This window comes from Demequina sp. TMPB413 (genome assembly GCF_020447105.2).
In the GTDB taxonomy this organism is placed as follows: domain Bacteria; phylum Actinomycetota; class Actinomycetes; order Actinomycetales; family Demequinaceae; genus Demequina.
This window is the reverse complement of the sequence record NZ_CP096184.1, coordinates 2,722,748-2,740,464: the sequence shown is the minus strand read 5'-3', so window position 1 is coordinate 2,740,464 and position 17,717 is coordinate 2,722,748. Positions and strand designations below refer to the sequence as shown.

Genomic DNA, 17,717 nt, shown 5'->3' with positions numbered 1-17,717 from the left:
CGTCCAGCCCACTCCCGGTCGCATTCTCACCATCCGGGCTACGCACGGTCGGTATGCTCATGGCACCACATCCAGGGGGACGGGTCATGAAGACGTCGGGCGAACGCTAGTGCGCCAACTCATCATCCTGCTGATTGCGCTGGCCACACCGTTCCTCCTGTTCCTGGCGAGAATCGCACCCCACCTCCACAAGTCGGTCATGGATCAGCCACGAGGTCGGCGTTGGCCGGTGGTCAAGGCGATCCTGCGCGCATTCGTTCCGAGCGGGAGAACGAGACGCCTGCCCCAGTCGCCCGACGAGGCGGCTTTTCGCATGCCCGACGATGCTCGGCGAACAGTCCCCTACGAACAGTGGCACCAGGTGAGCGACCTGGTTGCCAACGCTCGCCAGGTGTCGTCGTTGCAATCACGAACTTCCGGAGTCTCCCTCGATATCGACGGCAGTGTGGTCGTCATCCGGTACAGAGATGAGACGACCTCGGACATCGCCGTCGTCGCGCCGGACGGAAGCTTTCGCGCGATCACCGGTCCGGAGGGCGTGGTGGCCGCCCGTTGGCCGATGCCCAGCATCGACCGAGGCACCGTCGCGTGGTGGCAGATTGCGATCGACGGCAAGTCGGCGCACCTGTGGGTCGCAGAGCCCAGCCTGACGCCGCGAATGCTCCATACCGAAAGCCTTCCCAAGGGCCAACCTCTTCCGCTGGCGCCTGATGGCTGGGTGTTGGTCGCTGGCGACAAGGTCGCGTGGACGATGCTGACTGGAAGCGAGGGAACTATAGGAGTGACGTCGCTGGACGGAACCACCCACCGCGTCGGTCGCACGCGTTTTCCGACTCTGCACAGGGACACAGCCGCCGAGCGCGAGGGCAGACGCGTCGCAGCGGTGAGCGTCATGGAAGGCGACGCCGTGGACTTCGGCCAGGTCGGGGAGCTGAGCCTCGATGGCCCCATCCCTGTGCTTCGCCTCTTGCGGTCGGGCACCTACCCCGGCGCGAGCGTGTGCGACGGTTCGGTCGTGGGGTTCTGGCTGAGCCAGAGAGTGCTTCAACTCCCTGGCGGCCTATGGGTTCACATGCCGCAGGGCAGCAGCGCGATCGACTTCACGTCGGACGGCGAGTGGTGTGCGGGAAACCTCTTCAGGGCTCCACAGTCGCGCGATCGCGAGCGGTACGTCGGTGAACTGTTTCATCTGCCGACAGGAGTGCGGCAGCGCCTGTGCGAGCAGGCATTGGGGCCGCCGCAACTGCGCGCGGGACGCATCTTGTGGTCGTGGGCAGCCGAGACCGGCAGGGACTTCGCCGGAGCGAGTTCCTGGGTCGGCGACTTGCGCGCACCCTCGCTGTCGCATGGCGCCGGACCCGCGCCGGTAGGGTGACCGCATGCGAGCACGGGGGGCAATCATCGCGGCGAGTGGTGCCGCGTTCCTGGCTTGCGGTTGCTCACTGCTCGGGGATGGTGCCGCCATGGCTCCTCCCACCCATGGTGAGATCACTCCTGCGGAGGACACTCCATGGGCGACCGATGTCTGGCAGCCGGGAAGCGCCGTCGACGCATCGTGGCCGCTCGCATTATCCGAGGACGGCGACGTCCTCATCAGGTACTCGGACGACCCCTCGTCGTGGGAGGACGGCGTCGACGACGGCGAGACGGGCCTCGCCATCGTGAGCCCCAACGGGGACATCGAGTACCTGGAAGCACCGGGCGAGGGGACCTTGGCTGACGATGTGCTCTTCGCCAAGCTCAATGAGTCCACCATTGCGCTTGTCAACGACTCAGAGAGCGCGGACAACCCCGACACCGCCATGTGGCTTGTCGACCGCGACACTGGCGTGGTGACACCCATCCCCTCGGTGGTGCCGGACGGGGCCCTTGAGGGTGAGCGGGTTCTCCCCGGCCCCGACTTCACGCTCATCGATGACACGGTGCTGTGGGCGTTTCTCGGCGTCTTCGCCGCGGACTCAAATGGCCGAGTGTGGAATCCATGGGGCGCCTCGCCAAATGTGTTTTCGTTCAAGCGGAACGACTGTGAAGGCGAGTCCGTGGTCTCTGCCGTCAGTCGGTCCTGGTCCGAAGAAGCACCCATCACCGAGGTCACGTACACGGAGGCGACTCTCGACGACCATGGGATGCTCCAGGTCGACCCCGATTCAGTCTTCATCCTGGATCAAGAACGCGATGGTGCCGCCCCACTTCACGGCGTGACTCGCTGCGGAGACAGCATCCTCGGTGCGGCGTGGGGCTCCATGGGTGACGAAGGTGCCGAGTACCTCATGGCGACCGTCGAAACAGCCACGCTGGAACCCACTGGGATATCCGCCGAGGGGGTCCCGATCGCCTCGTTCCTGACCGAGAAGTGGATCGCCGTCGCGGCCAGCGGCCCTCTGCTTCGCAGCCGCACGAGCATCGTCAACCGGTCGACTGGCGAACAGTGGAACCCTGGCGGCGACTCCATGTGCGGTGGCTTGCTGGAGGTCTCAGGGCGCACGATCATGTGGGCCGAGCCCGCCGAGGACTGGTCCGACGAGTTTCCTCCGATGGGTCAGTGCATCACCTATGTCGGGACCCTACGCACCGACTAGACACAAAATCCAGAGGGTGCGCTCTCTCCGTGGGACGGTGCCCTCTGTGCGCGTCCACGGGCCGGCGCTCACTAGAGTGGCGGCATGAAACATCGGGGGGTCTTCATCGTTCTCGCCACCATCGTGGTGCTCGTGATCGGCGCGGCGGGAGCGGTCGGGTGGTACATCACCAGGGAGACCCCGGAGCCGTTCGAGTACGACGATGTGGCGATCTGGGCGCCGAACCTCGGTTCGCAGACCGTGCTGCTGGATGTGGACGACGACGGCAGCTTGTTGGTTGCCTTCTATGACGGCGGACGAAGCATCGACTACGAGGTCACAGGTGCCGAAAACATCCCGGTGATCGTCGGGCAGCAGCCAGGAGTCGCGGTCGTCACCCCCGACGGCGAACCGCACGTCCTGAGCGAGCCAAAGCCATTAGCCGACGATGTTGCGGGCGAGGCCGTTGGCTCGATCCACAGAGGCTCGGTGGCCGTTGCGTGGCAAGTGCGCGGGGTCAGCGTCAATGGCGAAGGCAAGCTCGTCTTTCAGGCCCAGGAGCCGACCGTCGCGATGGCCATCGGCAGCGCGGACGGACTTGAGCCAATGCCCGTTCCTGTTCGCGACGGCGCACCGCTCAGTGTGCAGTGGGGCGGTCTCCATGTCGCGGACGGCGTCTTGGTGGCCCTCGTCATGGAAGTGGCACAAGACTCCTCGTTTGAGTCGATGACCGGCATCATCGACCTCGCGACGGGCGAGTTCATCGCCCTCGACACAGGCGCTTCCCTTGCGCCGATGCGTGACCTCTGTGACCCAAACGGCGGCACCTTCGGCTACGTCGCGACGGGCGCCTCAGGCGAGCCGCTTGAGGCGCACCAATTCAGCGTGATGCAGGGCGAGGCGTCTGGGGTGCGGCAGCTGGTACCGCCAGAAACCATAGCCCGTGCGGTTCCGTTCAACGCCTGCGGAAGCGACACTGCGGGCGTTGACAGAACCTCTGAAGCTCTCGTCTGGACAGACGGTCAGGAGGCAGCCCTCTCCACGGCGTTCGTCGGGAGTGCAGCCGGTGACGTGTTCCTTGCGCCTGAATGGGCAGCCGTGCATGGGCTCAGTTTTGGCGACTTCGACAGGCGCGTCCTGGTGGTCGACCGCGAGACCAAGGTCGTTCACACCGTGTCCGCCAACTGCGATCGCTTGGTCGCCTCAGGCGACTGGATCGCCTTTGGCTATCCCGAGGGGGATACGTGTCGACCCGTCGCTGTACCAGCGTCGGCCGTCTTGGGACGTCCGTAGCCCGCCAGACTGGCACAACCCGCGGTCCGACTGCCTAGGCTGGCATCATGACCGTTCACACGCCGCACACCGCAGCAGCCGACCGCTACGACTCCATGACCTACCGCCGCTGCGGTCGCTCCGGCATCCGCCTCCCGGCGGTCAGCTTGGGTTTGTGGCAGAACTTCGGCGACGCGACCGGCCTCGAGCGGCAACGAGACATCATCCTCGCCGCGTTCGACTTGGGGCTAACTCACTACGACCTCGCCAACAACTACGGCCCGCCGCCGGGCAGCGCCGAGCGCAATTTCGGCGGCATCTTCGCGCGCGACCTGAAGCCGTACCGCGACGAGATCCTGATCTCCACCAAGGCCGGCTACGGCATGTGGCCAGGCCCTTACGGCGACTTCGGCTCCCGCAAGTACCTGCTGAGCTCTCTCGACCAGTCCCTGCAGCGCATGGGCCTCGAGTACGTGGACATCTTCTATCACCACCGGCCAGACCCCGACACCCCCATTGAGGAGTCGATGATGGCGCTCGATCAGGCGGTCCGCTCGGGGAAGGCGCTCTACGCGGGCATCTCGAACTACGGCCCGGACGACGCCGAGGTTGCGACTCGCATCCTGCGTCACCTGGGGACGCCGCTGCTCATTCACCAACCGCGCTACTCGATGTTCGACAGGCGGCCCGAGGAGGGTCTGCTCGACGTCCTCGGCAGGGAAGGCGTCGGCTCGATCGTGTTCTCGCCGCTCGCACAAGGCATGCTCACCGACCGCTACCTCAAGGGTGTGCCAGAGGGTTCGCGCGTCACTCACAGCCAGTTCCTGTCTCAGAAGAACTTGACCGACACCTACCTCGACAGGGCACGCGCCCTCAACGACATCGCGGTGGGTCGCGGCCAGACGCTTGCCCAACTGGCGATCCAATGGGTGCTGCGAGACGACCGCGTCACGAGCGCGTTGATCGGCGCCTCGAGCGTTCAGCAACTGCGCGACAACGTCGCGGCGCTAGTTGGTGAACCCTTGTCGGAAGAGGAACTCACCGCCATCGAGCCCCACGCTGTGCATGGCACCGAGTGGCTGTGACCGCTCAGCGCCGTTCGGGAATCTCGTAGGCGAGCGCTAGCCGACCCACATGGTGGCGACGGCCGCCTCGACCGCGCCGCAGTTGCCGCCCTCGACGTACGAGGTGCACTGCACCAGCACCATCGATTCGCCGCCACCCACGATGTACATGTCTGTGCTGAAGAAGCTGCCGGACTCCACGGGAGTGCCCGTCGAGACCGTGACGCTCACTCCTCGATCGTTGGTGTACGTGCGCGGCTCCGACCAGGTTTGCGTGCCACCGGTAGCGTCGAATCCACGCCGCGCGCCCAAGCTATAGAGCTCGGTCGTGTACTCGCGAGGGAGCGCGGAGTGCAGTACCAACACCTCGTCGCCACCTGGCATGTCGCCGCCGTCGGGCGACCACGCCTCAAGGAACGTGATCAACTCGCCGGAGCTCATCTGAGGCTCTTCGCCAAAGAACGGCCTGTACGTCTCCGTCAGGTCACCCCACTCGGCCGGGACGCCGTAGGCGATCCCCAGTTCGGGGTGGCGAAGCTCCACGAAGCCTGCCGGCACCGTGAAGTCGGCAGGGATGTCGGCGTGCTCGGCGGACCCCAATTCATCCGTGGGTTCGGCACTCTCCGTCTGCTCGGGCGAAGGCGACAAGATCGCCTCGAGGTCGGCAGGCGTCTCTTCTTGGTCGGATGACGCGTTGTTGATCGCCCAGACGATTCCCCCTCCGATGAGCCCGAGGAGTAGGAGGGCGCCGAGCACAATCGCCACGATGGCACCCGCGCCCAGGCCACGCTTGGGCGCGCTGTCTGGCAAGTAGTAGGGATCTGGTGAGTACGAGTCGGGTGAGTACGCCTGCTGCGCCGGCGAAAACGCCGCGCCGGCCGACTGAGGAGTGGCTTGGGGCGAGTACGACGCGTTCGCTTGCGGGTCATACGAGTCCGCGGGCTGCGGCGCGTAGGAGGCAGCGGCGGGGGTCGCGAAGCCCTGGTCGGCGGACGAGGCGGAAGCTTGCGCGCCCCTCTCGGTCGTCGCGGCGGGAGCCTGGTCGACGGTCTGGGCCGGAGCCTGTTCCGCCTGGGTGACGGGAGCGGGCGCGGACGTGACGTGCGTGTGTTCGGTCCACCGCTGCCCGTCCCAATAGCGCAACTGCCCCGACTGTGACGGGTCGTCGTACCAACCTGCTGTCGCTGACATGGCCCCTCCTCGGCACCTTGGCTCGTGGAGGTGCGCCTACAAGATACCCCCTCCAGCGTGATGCCGGGAGTCGTCCGCTATCAGTCGCGCCACGAGGCGGCGCCGACCTAGGCGAGCGCGTAGCTTCCGCGCTCCGGGTTCTCCAAGGCCACCAATCCGTCGGCGATGAGTCCCGCAAGGCAGCGATCCAGTTGGCCCGGTGCGACGTCGTCGAGAAGAGCACTTCCGGAGATGTTCACGGGTCGTGGCGAATCGCGCAGCAGCGCGAGCACGCGCCCGCGCACTTGGCGGTCGGTGCCGTGCCAGGCCTGCGTCCTGCGCGGCGCCAGGTCAAGTCCTTTTCCTCCGGACTGCTTCCACACGCACATGTCCGCCAGCGGGCACTCCTCGCAACGGGGCGAGCGCGCGGTGCACACCAACGCCCCCAGCTCCATCGACGCGGCCGCCCACTTTGCGGCGTCGGCGTGATCGATTGGAACGATCGCTGCGGCGGCGTCCCTCTCCGCCCTGCCGAGGCTGGTCGCCGGAAGCGGTTCTCCGTGCCACGCGCGGCCGATCACCCGGCGCACATTCGTGTCGAGCACGACCGCGCTGCGCCCAAACGCGAAGGCCAACACCGCCGACGCCGTGTAGTCGCCCACGCCGGGAAGCGCGAGCAGGGCTTCGGCGTCGTCTGGGACCTCCCCCGCGTGCCGATCAACAAGCGCGGCGGCGCATTCCCACAGGCGCTTGGCCCTACGCGGGTAGCCGAGCCGCTCCCACGCGCGCACGGCGTCGGCCTGAGACGCCGAGGCAAGGTCCGCTGGGGTGGGCCACCGAGCCATCCATCCTTCCCACGCGGGCAGCACTCGCGACACCGGGGTCTGTTGCAACATGACCTCGCTCACGAGCACTCCCCAAGCGCTGCAATCGGCACGCCGCCACGGCAAGTCCCTCGCGTGAGCGTCGTACCAGCCCACGACGGCGCCGACGCGCTCAATATTGAGTTCGGCAGAGTGTGCTGGATACGGCATGGCCTTCATTGTTCCAGCGGCAAGCATGGTTACGGTAAGGACATCGGAAGGAGGCCCGCCATGGATGGTCTTCGCGAGCCGGTGGGCGGTCAGCCCCCCGAGGTGTACTGGCGCCGCCGCATCGTCGCGATCGTGGGCGCAGTGCTGCTCTTGGTCGTTGTGTATTTCTTGTGGTCGTCTCCAGGTGGTGGCGACGACGGCGAGGCCGGCGTGAGCCCGAACCCCGAGGACACGAACGCCACGACATCTCCATTGCCGTCTGATGGCGCAACGGATGGTACCGATGTGTCGAGAGCGTGCACCGCCTCCGATGTTTCCCTCACGGCGACTCCCAATCCTGGGCAGTTTGGCGCAGGCGCCTTGCCCGTGTTCGACGTATCGATCTCGCACACCGGCAACGCGCCTTGCCTGCTCGACACCGCGGCGGCAGACACGGAGTTGTTGATCACCTCCGGTAGCGACCGGATCTTCTCTTCGCTCGACTGCCCCACGGACGCGACCATCAACGCCCGCGAGTTCCTGTTGCAGCCTGGAGCGAAGGAGACGTTCTCCGTGACGTGGTCTCGCCAACGGTCCGCCCCGGAGTGTGCGGACGTGAGCGCCACCCCTGGCAACGGCACGTATCACGCGCTGCTCACGATCCAGGGGATCGAAGCCCCTGACACGACCTTCCAGTTGACCGGCTAAGCCGGGCTACTGGGCTGGCGTGACGCCAGCCCTCACGGCGTCGGCGAGGGATTCCACCGCAATCACTGTCATGCGTCCCCCGACGGCTTCCTTTGCCGACGCTTCGGCACCAGCGGGCACGATGGCATGGGTGAAGCCCAGCCGGGCTGCCTCTGACAGCCGAGTACCGATCGCGCTCACTGGCCGCACGGCGCCCGATAGCGCCACCTCGCCTACAGCGACGAAGCCTTTGCGCACCGGCCGATCGGCGCGCGCGGAAGCGAGCGCGAGCGCGAGGGCCAGGTCTGCGGCGGGCTCTGCGACCTTGGCGCCGCCGACGGTGGAAACGTAGACATCGTCCGCGACGAGCGCGACGCCCACGCGCCGGTGGAGAACTGCCAGCATCATGGACACCCTGGCCGAGTCCATGCCGGATGTGGCACGGCGCGGGTTGGATAGCGCCGATGGCGCGACGAGAGCCTGGATCTCCGCGGGAAGCGCGCGCCTGCCGTCCACGGTGATCGTGGCGCATGTGCCGGCGATGGGCTCCCCCGTTTGCGTCAAGAACAGACCGGAAGGGTCGGGGACCTCTTCGATGCCAGAGTCGACGAGCTGGAAGCACCCGACCTCGTCTACCGAACCGAAGCGGTTCTTGAGCGCTCGCAGCAGCCGGAGCGGCGAGTGCGGATCGCCCTCAAACTGGCACACGACGTCCACGAGGTGCTCCACGAGTCGCGGCCCAGCCACGGAGCCGTCTTTGGTGACGTGGCCAACGAGCACCATGGGAACGCCGGAGCTCTTGGTGGCCTGAATGAGCGCCGCGGCGACCTCACGCACTTGCGAGACTCCCCCTGGCGAGCCTTCGACAGCCGCCGACGCGATGGTCTGGATCGAGTCGACGATCACCAGTCCTGGGGCCTCGGCTGCGAGGTGGGCCAACACCACGCCCAGGTCCGTCTCCGCGGCGAGCTTGAGTCGCGGCTCGAGCGCGCCCATGCGTTCGGCACGCAGGCGCACTTGCCCCGCGGACTCCTCACCAGAGATATACAAGACGTCGGTGCCGTCGCGAGCCGCTCGTGCTGCCACCTCGAGCAAGAGCGTGGACTTGCCGACGCCCGGCTCGCCTGCCAGGAGTACCGCCGCGCCCGCCACCAAGCCGCCACCCAGCACGCGGTCAAATTCCGACACCTTGGTGGGGTGACGAGCTGACTCACTGCGGGGAACGTCGGCGATGGGACGCGCAGGTGTGGCGACCGCTGTGGCCTTGGTGCTGGGGCCTGCGGTGGCGCCTACCTCGACCACAGTTCCCCACTGCTGGCACTCGCTACACCGCCCCACCCACTTGACCGCGGTCCAGCCGCATTCGGTGCACCGATACGCGGGCGCGGTCTTCTTGGTAGTGGCCATGGCGTCACGCTACCTGCCACATCTGACACGCGCGGGCCGCACGAACAGACGGGCGCACCCCCCTGGGCATAACCTGAGTGCATGTCAAGCGATGAGTACCGTCCCCCGTGGCTGCCGGTGAATCCCGCGCCGGAACCATCGGAGACCAGCACCAACGCGTCCGAGCCCGAGCCAGACGCTGCGGAGCCGACCGAGTCCCAGACCCCTTCTGGTTCCGAATTTGGTGGCGACACCGAGCGGTCGAGCGAACCGACGGCACCTGGGCCGGCCTCGCCCTTCACCCCTCCGCCTCCCCCGTCGGCCGCGCCGTATGCGCCGTACGGGAACCCTGCGGCGCCCGCGCGGCAGTCAGAACCGGAGCCAGAGCCGCCACGTCCCGTCTCCCCATTCGCGCCGCCAGCGCCGACGCCAGAGTCGCCCTGGCAGCCGAGCGCCGCGTCCGAGCCCGAACAATTGACGCCGACGCCAGAGTCACCTTGGCAGCCGAGCGCGGCGCCTGAGCCTGAGGCCAGTTCAACGGCACAGCCCGAGGCGGAGACCGCACCTGAGCCCGAGCCAACCGCGCGCCCGGAACCCTTTGTGCCGCCAGAGCCCCCCACGCCGACGAGCCCCTCGCCAGCCGCCGCGGCCGCCTTCTTCAGCGCTCGACGCGACCGTGCCGTGCCGTCCGCCGACGCTAGGGACGGAATACAGGACCTCGATGGAGCGGACGTCTCCGCACAGGACGACGCTTCCACGTCGGGGCAGCAAGAATCCGACTCTGACGTCCCTGCTGCCCCACTGACGCCTGCCGCGCCGACCAGCCCCTACCTCAGCGGTATGCGTCCCTCGACCGACCGCACGTTCGAGCCGGAGCGCGCTCCCAGTGCCAGCGAGGCATGGGCGCCATCGACGCCCGTTCAACCACCCGTCACCGGCAATGTGCCGACGGTGCGCCCGGACGATCTGACGCCTACCAAGCCAGCGATGCCGCACAGCGCCTACGCCCCGACCTCGGAGCCAGAACCCGAGCCCGAGGGCGACGCCGACGCCGTGTCCGAGCAGAAGTCGCCGTGGCAAGTGGAGGCGGCGCTCGAGCCGAAGGTCGAGGCAGGTTCCGAGTCTGGAGCCGAGGGTGAGGCCGAGGCCGAACAGGAGCCAGAACCTGAGCCCGAGTCGGAGGCTCCCGCTGCGCCCGCGGTCAAGCCGGGTTGGGCTTGGCTCACGGAGCAAGAATCCGAGCAGGAGGCGAGTCCTTCGCTAGGCACTGAGCCGCCCACTGAACCGGAGCCTGAGCCTGAGCCTGAGCCTGAGCCCGAGCCCGAGCCCGAGCCCGAACCGGAGCAGGTCTTCGACGCCGACGAAGACGAAGACGATGACGTCGCAGACGCTGGACCCACCTTCGACTCCAACCCCGACCCCGACCCCGACGACGCACCACAAGAGCGTTGGTCTCCTGCCGATTCGGGGAGTATCCCCACGCCGATCGAAGCGGACGAGGCCGAGATCATCGCGCCGATTCTGCCGCCACCGGCGTCGGAGATCCTGCCTCGCTCAGGAGACGGCGACGACGCGGACTCATCCGAAGCCGCCGCCGTGCCTTCCTGGGACGCCCCAGGTGAGCCTGCTGGCGACACGGAGTTCTCGCCGGCACCGACTGACGCCGTGCACCAGCTTGGCGCGTCGGCGGTTTCCAACGCGAGCCTCCAAGCGGCGGGAGCGCCCACCCCCATTGGTGGGATCCCGCAGGTAGACGACAACGACGACCCCTTCCCGTCGTTCGGCGAAGAGGAGCCGTTCGTGCCGCGCTTTGAACCGGCAGCTCACGAACCGCCGACGCAGTCACCGTCCGTGAGTTTCGCGCCCCCGGCGCCGCGACCGGTGTCCCCGCTCTCTGACGTGGACGTGCCACAGACGGATGAACCCGCCTACGCTCCACGCGTCGAACTGAGCTCTTCCCCACCGCCTTCTGGCGAGTTCAGGACCCCCAGCAGGCCGTGGGCGGCCGTGAGGGAAGACGACGTCGAGTTCGGAGCACCGTCGATCATGCCGGGCGCATCGCTCGATGCCGAGACACTCGCTGGCGCCCGCACCAACATGAGCGCTCCATATGCCGAAGAGGGCCGCGACAACTGGGTCGCTCGGTCGGGAAGTGAGGAACCAATCGTGTCTCGCCGCGCCGTCGGGGATCCGCCATCTGGCGCGGTACCTGTCACTGCACCTCCGCCCGTCGGCTCAGCGGCGGAGGGCACCGCGGAGACAAGCGACGCCTCCGGCACCGCGCGTCACGCTGCCGGCGCCGGACCCGCGAGTGATACCGCCGCCGAAGGCGAGCAGGGCGTCGCCCCGCCGCCGTCGAGCCGGCGCAAGCGCTGGATCCTGTGGCTCGCCCTCGGCATCGTGGTGGCCGCCGGTGCGGGCGTGCTGATCTATCGGATGTTTCTGATGCCGGAGCCCATCACCCTGCCTGTGCCGACCGAGACAGTTCAGCCAGCCGCGCCGTCGAACGAGCCAGTGGAGATCGAGGAGCCCACCGACTTTCTCGCAGCGCTGCCGGACACCGTCAAGACTGCCGTGCTGGTCGACTACGAGAGCATTGACCCGCTCACCGAGGAGGAGTTGCCGGCCCGCGTCGCTGAGCACCACACCCTGAGTTACGACGCCGGGGCGGGTACTCCTGACTTTGTGGTGAACGCGTACCAGCACTACAACGAGGCCGACGCTCAAGCCGCGTACGACGCCTACGCGGAGGGCGCCGACGACGTGGAACCCGTCATGGTCGACGGTGAGCAAGTGGGGGACAGGGCGGTCCTGAACGCGCCCACTACAGACACCGTGGTGTGGCGCAACGTCACGGCAGTATTCGTGCTGACCGGCCCTGCCGACGAGGTTCTGGACTTCTACGAGCACTACGGGGTCTAGTCGTGGCAAGCACGGGCGGCAAACGGGGCCCGCGCCCCGGGGGCCCCGATACTCGCGCAGAGATTCTGGCGGCGGCGGGCGTCGTCTTCTCCCGCGACGGCTACGAACGCGGTTCCGTCAGGGCGGTGGCGCGCGAAGCGGAGGTAGATCCCGCGCTGGTACGCCACTACTTCAGTTCAAAGACGGAGCTGTTCTTCGAGGCGATGCGGCCACCCATCGACCTTGCGGCACATGCGAACCGCATTGCTGAAGGGGATCCCGCCCACGTGGGCGACAGGGTGATGACGTTCTTTGTCGAGGTGTGGGACGACCCCGTGCGAGGCCCACGAGTGGTCGCACTCATGCGGGCGGCGTTCGACTACCCCGAGATGGCCGAGTATGTGGGCGAGCTCATCGTCAAGGGAGTCATTCAACGCGTCGCAGCGGCGGTGGGCGCACAGGACCCCGAGCGCGCAGCGGCGACGGCGGCATCCCAGGTGTTCGGCCTCGCCATGCTCCGGCACTCAGCAAAGATGGAACCGCTCGCGTCCGAGCCCGCCGAGTCCCTCATCGCGCGGTTCGGCCCCATCATCACGCGGCTGCTGCGCGACGAAGTCCCCTAGCGGTTGACAGCCGCGCCACCAAGGAGCACAATTCCCCGCATGAGGAATAACAGCTCCGAGGGAGCGGCCATCTCCATCCGCGCGCTCCACGTGATTCGCGGCGGCAATGAGGTTCTGCCCCGCATCGACCTCGACGTGCCGCGCGGCCAGATCGTCGGCCTGCTCGGCCCTTCGGGAGGTGGCAAGACCACGCTGATGCGCGCCATCGTCGGCGCCCAGATCGTCGCTGGCGGGTCGGTCGAGGTACTCGGTCACCCAGCGGGCTCCCCCGTACTGCGCAGCCGCATCGGCTACGTCACCCAGGCGCCGTCGATCTACCCCGACCTCACGGCGAGGGAGAACCTCTCCTACTTCGCCAAGACCATGGGCGAGGGCGCCGACGCGGTGGCGAAGACACTGCACCACATCGGGCTTTCCGACGCGGCAGACCGGCCGGTGAGCACCCTGTCAGGCGGTCAGAAGTCTCGAGTCTCGCTCGGCGCCGCGCTCGTCGGCGATCCGGAACTGCTCGTGCTCGACGAGCCAACCGTCGGCCTCGACCCCGCCCTTCGCCGCGACTTGTGGGGGCTGTTTCACGAGCTCCGCGACGCGGGCAAGACCCTCCTGGTGAGCTCGCACGTCATGGACGAGGCAATCCGCTGCGACCGGCTCGTGTTCGTGCGCGACGGGGCCATCTTGGCCGACGACACCCTCGAGGCCATCCTCGCCGACACGGGAACCGACAACGCTGACGCCGCCTTCTTGGCGCTCACCGAGAGGAACGCGGCATGAACCTCGCGCTGACCTGGAACACCGCCAAGCGGGTCCTGACCCAATTGCGCCGCGACCCGCGCACCCTTGCGATGTTGATCGTGCTTCCGACGGGCCTCACGTGGCTGCTGCAGTACATCTTCTCCGAGTCCCCCGTGCCGCCCACCGGGCCGATCTTCAACACCATCGGGCCCCGCATCATGGGCCTGTTCCCCCTGATCTTGATGTTCATCATCACGTCCATCACGATGCTGCGCGAGCGTCAGTCGGGCACGCTGGAGCGCCTCATGGTTGGCCCTACGGGCAAGGCCGACGTCATCCTGGGTTACGCGCTCGCCTTTGGCCTGATCGCGACGGTCCAGGCCATCGCGATGACGGCGTGGTCCGTGTGGCCGCTGGGGCTCGAGATTCCCACGGGGCTGTGGCGCCTCGGTCTGATCATGGTGCTCGACGCACTCGTAGGAACCGCCCTTGGGCTGCTCGCTTCCGCCGTAGCGCGCACCGAGTTCCAGGCCGTGCAGATGATGCCGCTGGTGATCATCCCTCAGTTGCTGCTCGCCGGGCTGTTTGTGAACAGGAGCGATATGCCCGTCGCGCTGGAGTACATCTCCAACGTCTTGCCCGTCAGCTACTCGATCGATGGGGTCAACGAGGTACTTGCGGGCAACGGGGACGGGATCTGGGGCCCTGTCGCCATCCTGGTGGCGTTCATCGCTGGCTCGCTGGTGCTGGGCGCGATGACGCTGCGCCGCCGCACCGACTGACTCCCTGCGGGGCACTCACGCACCCTCCGCACCTGCTAGCACCATCCTGCGGGGCACTCACGCACCGCCCCTCTGCAAAGTCGGCGCTGCCCGATAGCCTGGGGGCATGACTGACATCGCAACCGCACCCTCGTCCACGGTCGCCATCATCGGCGGCGGAGTCATGGGCGGCGCCATCGCCGCCGGCGTCCGCAATGGCGGCTGGTCCGCCGAGTCGGTGACAGTGGCCGACAAGAGCACCGAGACCCTCGCGGACCTCGCGGCGGCCCACGAGCTCATGACGACCACCAGCCTGGCGGAGGCGGCGGCGGGCGCGGACGTGATTGTGTTTGCCGTCAAGCCTCAAGACGCGGCCGAGGTGCTCGCCGAATTCGGCCCGCACGTGAAGCCGGGCAGCATGCTGCTGACGGTGGCAGCGGGACTGCCCGCCTCGTTTTACGAGGCGCGGCTTCCCGCGGGGACGCCCGTGGTGCGGGCTATGCCCAACACTCCCGCCCTGGTCGGCTTCGGCGCTACCGCCATCGCCGCGGGCGCATCGGCCACGGACGCACACCTTGCGGTGGCGGCGCGAGTGCTCGCGGCGACGGGACTTGTGGTGACGGTGGACGAGGGCGACATCAACGCGGTGAGCACGGTGTCCGGGTCCGGCCCCGCGTACTTCTACGCGTTCGTCGAGGCGATGATCGAGGCCGGGATCACCCAAGGCCTGGACCGCGATGTGGCCGAGGCCCTCGCCAAGCAGACTCTGATCGGCGCTGGCCGTCTGCTGGAGAGTTCGGGCGCAACGCCCGGCGAGCTGCGCGCACGCGTGTCCTCGAAGGGCGGCACCACTCTCGCCGCGCTCGAGGCGATGAGCCACGCCGGCTTGCAAACCACCGTAGCCGTGGGGTTGGCGGCCGCCGACCGCCGCGCCCGCGAACTCGCGGTGGAACTCTCCGGGGACTAGTCGCACCGCGCCACCGAGCAACTGCCCGGTCACATTCGGGCGCTAGGCTTGTGAGCGCTCTCCCAGGGCTGCATCGGCGCCGCGCGGGAGGGACCACATTGGCATCACCTTCCCGGAGGATTCCCATGCAGTACGGCCACTTCGACGACGCGGCGCGTGAGTACGTCATCACGCGCCCGGACACTCCGCGGTCCTGGTCCAACTATCTGGGGTCTCGCCTGTACGGCGGGATCATCACGCAGGGCGCGGGCGGGTATTCCTTCTACAAGTCCGGCGGCACAGGGCGCGTGACGCGGTTCCGCTTCAATGGCGTGCCGCAAGACGAGCCCGGCCGCTTTGTCTACCTTCGCGACGATGCCGATGGCGACTTCTGGTCCGCGTCCTGGCAGCCCGTGGGCAAGCCGTTGCAGGGCCGGGATGGGGACGACGCCGACGCTGCCGGCAACCCTACCCAGGCGTCGTCCGTGCGCCATGGCTTGGGCTATTCGATCTTCCACTCCTCCTATAGGGGCATCGACTCCGAGGCGACGTTCTTCATCCCGCAGGGCCAGGCGTTCGAGTACTGGTCGGTCAAGGTCACCAACACCACCGCCAAGCCGCGCACCGTCTCCCTGTTCTCCTACGCCGAGCTGTCCAACGAGTGGAACTACCGCCAGGACCTGGAGAACCTTCAGTATTCGCAGTACGTGGTGGTGTGCCGCATGAAGGACGGGATGATCCACCGGACCAACTCGACGCGCGATCACACGTCCGAGCTGTGGTTCGGCATGGCGGGCGCCGATGTGGCGGGCTTCGACACGGACCGCGACGCGTTCCTGGGCGACTACCGCACGCAGTCGGCGCCGATGGCCGTGGAGCGCGGGCACTGCTCCGGTTCCGAGGCGACGGGCGACAACGCCTGCTCCTCGATCCAGGCCACGCTCGAACTTGAGCCCGGCGAGACGCGTCACGTGATTTACATGATGGGCGTGGGCGCGCCCGATGCCGAGTGGGAGGACGCCGACGGCGTGGCCGTGCGCCCGGGCCGGGAGATCATGGCGGAGTTTGGCACGCCCGAGGCGGTGGAGCGCGAGCTTGCGGCGATCCGCGAGGAGTGGCGGGAGTTCTTGGCGCCTCTGCAGGTGGCTACCCCCGACGAGCAGATGAACTCGATGATCAACGTGTGGCACGCGTACCAGACGCACATGACGTTCAACTGGTCGCGCGGCGTGAGCCTGATCGAGGCCGGCGACCGTGACGGCCTGGGCTACCGCGACACGGTGCAGGACATGCTCGCGGTGATTCACGCGATCCCAGACGCCGTCCGCGAGCGCCTCGACATGATCCTCACCGGGCAAACCGAAGAGGGCGGTGCCATGCCGCTCGTGAAGCCGTTGACGCATCGGCCGGGCCACGAGGCCACGCCGACGCTGGAGCAGTACCGCTCGGACGACCCGTTGTGGCTACCCATCACCGTGGCGAACTTTGTGTACGAGACGGGCGACACCGGCTACCTCGACACCGTGCTGCCGTACGCCGACCACGGCTCGGCCACGGTGTTCGAGCACCTCAAGCAGGCCATCCAGTTCTCACTGAACCACTTGGGAAACAACGGCCTGGTGCAGGGGTTGCAGGCGGACTGGAACGACTGCCTGCAGTTCGGCACCACGGGCGAATCGATGTTCTCCACCTTCCTGATGGCCAACGGCGTGCGCGTCATCGCGGAGCTCGCCGAGCAGACCGGTCGCGACGACGATGCGGCATGGGCGCGGGGCGTTTTGGCGGACCTCGAAGTCGTCCTTGAAAACTCGTGGGACGGCGGCTGGTACATCCGCGGCATCTCCTCGACCGGCGCCAAGCTGGGTTCCAAGGCTCTGGATGAGGGCCAGATCTACCTGGAGCCCAACGTGTGGGCCGCAATCTCGCAGACCGTTCCGGAGGCCCGCGCCATCGGCGCGATGGACTCTGTCTATGAGCGACTGTCCACCGAACACGGCGTGGCCCTGTGTGCCCCCGCGCATACCAAGGAGGTTCCCGGCGTCGGCCTGTCCCTGTTGGTGTTCCCCGTGGGCCACAAGGAAAACGGCGGCATCTTCTGCCACGCGAACTCGTGGACCATCGTCGCCGAGGGCATCCTGGGCCGCGGCGACCGTGCCTACGAGTACTACCGCGGGTTCCTGCCCGCCAAGTACAACGACCAGGCCGAACTCCACCAGGTCGAGCCCTACGTGTACTGCCAGTTCACCCACGGCCCCGAGTCCCCGCGCTTTGGCCAGGCCCGCAACCCGTGGCTGACCGGCACCGCATCGTGGTCCTACGTGGGCGTGACCCAGTACATCTTGGGCGTCCGGCCCGAGCTGTCCGGGCTGCGGATTGACCCGTGTCTTCCCGAAGGCTGGGGCGGCTATCAGGTGACGCGCCGGTTCCGCGGGATGGATCTGACGATCAACGTGGTCAACGTCGACGGGCTGGCCACCGGCGTCTCGTCCGTCACCATCGACGGTGTGGAGGTTGCTTCGGACGACGACGAGGGCAAGCGCGGCGCTTTGGTGCCGGTTGGCGCGCTGTCGGACGGGGCCGTGCTCACGGTCACGATGGGCTGAG

The 17,717-nt window shown here is 67.6% G+C and carries 14 protein-coding genes; 11 read left to right on the top strand and 3 right to left on the bottom strand.

Going from position 1 to position 17,717, the window contains the following annotated elements; translation table 11 throughout:
- Positions 1–109 precede the first annotated feature (109 nt).
- The 4 genes from LGT36_RS13255 (at position 110) to LGT36_RS13240 (ending at position 4,915) form a co-directional block, all read left to right on the top strand.
- Positions 110–1,375, top strand: a complete 1,266-nt coding sequence (locus tag LGT36_RS13255; RefSeq protein ID WP_226264630.1) for a hypothetical protein — start codon at positions 110–112, stop codon at positions 1,373–1,375.
- 4 nt (positions 1,376–1,379) lie between these two features.
- Positions 1,380–2,579, top strand: a complete 1,200-nt coding sequence (locus LGT36_RS13250; RefSeq protein WP_226095253.1) for a hypothetical protein — start codon at positions 1,380–1,382, stop codon at positions 2,577–2,579.
- A gap of 84 nt (positions 2,580–2,663) precedes the next feature.
- Complete coding sequence (locus LGT36_RS13245) at positions 2,664–3,851, top strand: hypothetical protein (protein WP_226095254.1); 1,188 nt, start codon at positions 2,664–2,666, stop codon at positions 3,849–3,851.
- A 47-nt stretch (positions 3,852–3,898) separates the two neighbouring features.
- Positions 3,899–4,915 (top strand): aldo/keto reductase, encoded by a 1,017-nt coding sequence (locus tag LGT36_RS13240; protein ID WP_226095255.1) that lies wholly within the window; start codon positions 3,899–3,901, stop codon positions 4,913–4,915.
- Positions 4,916–4,951: 36 nt separating this feature from the next.
- Here LGT36_RS13240 and LGT36_RS13235 read toward each other — a convergent pair whose 3' ends face one another.
- Together LGT36_RS13235 and LGT36_RS13230 are read right to left on the bottom strand one after the other, a co-directional pair.
- Positions 4,952–6,085, bottom strand: a complete 1,134-nt coding sequence (locus tag LGT36_RS13235; protein ID WP_226095256.1) for a DUF2510 domain-containing protein — start codon at positions 6,083–6,085, stop codon at positions 4,952–4,954.
- A 107-nt stretch (positions 6,086–6,192) separates the two neighbouring features.
- On the bottom strand, positions 6,193–7,098 hold the full coding sequence (locus LGT36_RS13230) for an A/G-specific adenine glycosylase (RefSeq protein ID WP_226095257.1): 906 nt from the start codon (positions 7,096–7,098) through the stop codon (positions 6,193–6,195).
- Between the two features lie 60 nt (positions 7,099–7,158).
- Here LGT36_RS13230 and LGT36_RS13225 point away from each other — a divergent pair, with 60 nt between their 5' ends.
- On the top strand, positions 7,159–7,785 hold the full coding sequence (locus tag LGT36_RS13225) for a hypothetical protein (protein WP_226095258.1): 627 nt from the start codon (positions 7,159–7,161) through the stop codon (positions 7,783–7,785).
- Between the two features lie 6 nt (positions 7,786–7,791).
- Here the strand turns inward: LGT36_RS13225 and radA are convergent, their stop codons facing one another.
- A complete protein-coding gene (gene radA / locus LGT36_RS13220) occupies positions 7,792–9,171 on the bottom strand; it encodes a DNA repair protein RadA (RefSeq protein WP_226264631.1) in 1,380 nt (459 codons plus the stop codon).
- Between the two features lie 81 nt (positions 9,172–9,252).
- Between radA and LGT36_RS13215 the strand changes: the two genes are divergently transcribed.
- The 6 genes from LGT36_RS13215 (at position 9,253) to LGT36_RS13190 (ending at position 17,716) form a co-directional block, all read left to right on the top strand.
- On the top strand, positions 9,253–12,072 hold the full coding sequence (locus tag LGT36_RS13215; protein WP_226095685.1) for a hypothetical protein: 2,820 nt from the start codon (positions 9,253–9,255) through the stop codon (positions 12,070–12,072).
- Between the two features lie 2 nt (positions 12,073–12,074).
- A complete protein-coding gene (locus tag LGT36_RS13210) occupies positions 12,075–12,674 on the top strand; it encodes a TetR family transcriptional regulator (RefSeq protein ID WP_226095684.1) in 600 nt (199 codons plus the stop codon).
- Between the two features lie 39 nt (positions 12,675–12,713).
- Positions 12,714–13,445 (top strand): ABC transporter ATP-binding protein, encoded by a 732-nt coding sequence (locus LGT36_RS13205; RefSeq protein WP_226095683.1) that lies wholly within the window; start codon positions 12,714–12,716, stop codon positions 13,443–13,445.
- Positions 13,442–14,188 carry an ABC transporter permease gene (locus LGT36_RS13200; protein ID WP_226095682.1) on the top strand — a complete coding sequence of 249 codons (747 nt, stop codon included), beginning with the start codon at positions 13,442–13,444 and terminating at the stop codon, positions 14,186–14,188. Before LGT36_RS13205 ends, LGT36_RS13200 begins: the two co-directional genes overlap by 4 nt.
- Positions 14,189–14,294: 106 nt before the next feature.
- The gene (gene proC, locus LGT36_RS13195) at positions 14,295–15,134 is read left to right on the top strand and encodes a pyrroline-5-carboxylate reductase (protein WP_226095681.1); all 840 of its coding nucleotides are present in this window, start codon (positions 14,295–14,297) and stop codon (positions 15,132–15,134) included.
- Between the two features lie 125 nt (positions 15,135–15,259).
- Positions 15,260–17,716 carry a GH36-type glycosyl hydrolase domain-containing protein gene (locus LGT36_RS13190; protein ID WP_226095680.1) on the top strand — a complete coding sequence of 819 codons (2,457 nt, stop codon included), beginning with the start codon at positions 15,260–15,262 and terminating at the stop codon, positions 17,714–17,716.
- Position 17,717: the final 1 nt, after the last annotated feature.

Bases quoted from the DNA above. Each gene is read 5' to 3' on its own strand.
- LGT36_RS13205 (WP_226095683.1), top strand. From the start codon at position 12,714: ATGAGGAATAACAGCTCCGAGGGAGCGGCCATCTCCATCCGCGCGCTC.
- LGT36_RS13245 (WP_226095254.1), top strand. From the start codon at position 2,664: ATGAAACATCGGGGGGTCTTCATCGTTCTCGCCACCATCGTGGTGCTC.
- LGT36_RS13240 (WP_226095255.1), top strand. From the start codon at position 3,899: ATGACCGTTCACACGCCGCACACCGCAGCAGCCGACCGCTACGACTCC.
- LGT36_RS13235 (WP_226095256.1), bottom strand. From the start codon at position 6,085: ATGTCAGCGACAGCAGGTTGGTACGACGACCCGTCACAGTCGGGGCAG.
- LGT36_RS13190 (WP_226095680.1), top strand. From the start codon at position 15,260: ATGCAGTACGGCCACTTCGACGACGCGGCGCGTGAGTACGTCATCACG.
- LGT36_RS13225 (WP_226095258.1), top strand. From the start codon at position 7,159: ATGGATGGTCTTCGCGAGCCGGTGGGCGGTCAGCCCCCCGAGGTGTAC.
- LGT36_RS13250 (WP_226095253.1), top strand. From the start codon at position 1,380: ATGCGAGCACGGGGGGCAATCATCGCGGCGAGTGGTGCCGCGTTCCTG.
- LGT36_RS13230 (WP_226095257.1), bottom strand. From the start codon at position 7,098: ATGCCGTATCCAGCACACTCTGCCGAACTCAATATTGAGCGCGTCGGC.
- LGT36_RS13200 (WP_226095682.1), top strand. From the start codon at position 13,442: ATGAACCTCGCGCTGACCTGGAACACCGCCAAGCGGGTCCTGACCCAA.
- proC (WP_226095681.1), top strand. From the start codon at position 14,295: ATGACTGACATCGCAACCGCACCCTCGTCCACGGTCGCCATCATCGGC.
- radA (WP_226264631.1), bottom strand. From the start codon at position 9,171: ATGGCCACTACCAAGAAGACCGCGCCCGCGTATCGGTGCACCGAATGC.
- LGT36_RS13215 (WP_226095685.1), top strand. From the start codon at position 9,253: ATGTCAAGCGATGAGTACCGTCCCCCGTGGCTGCCGGTGAATCCCGCG.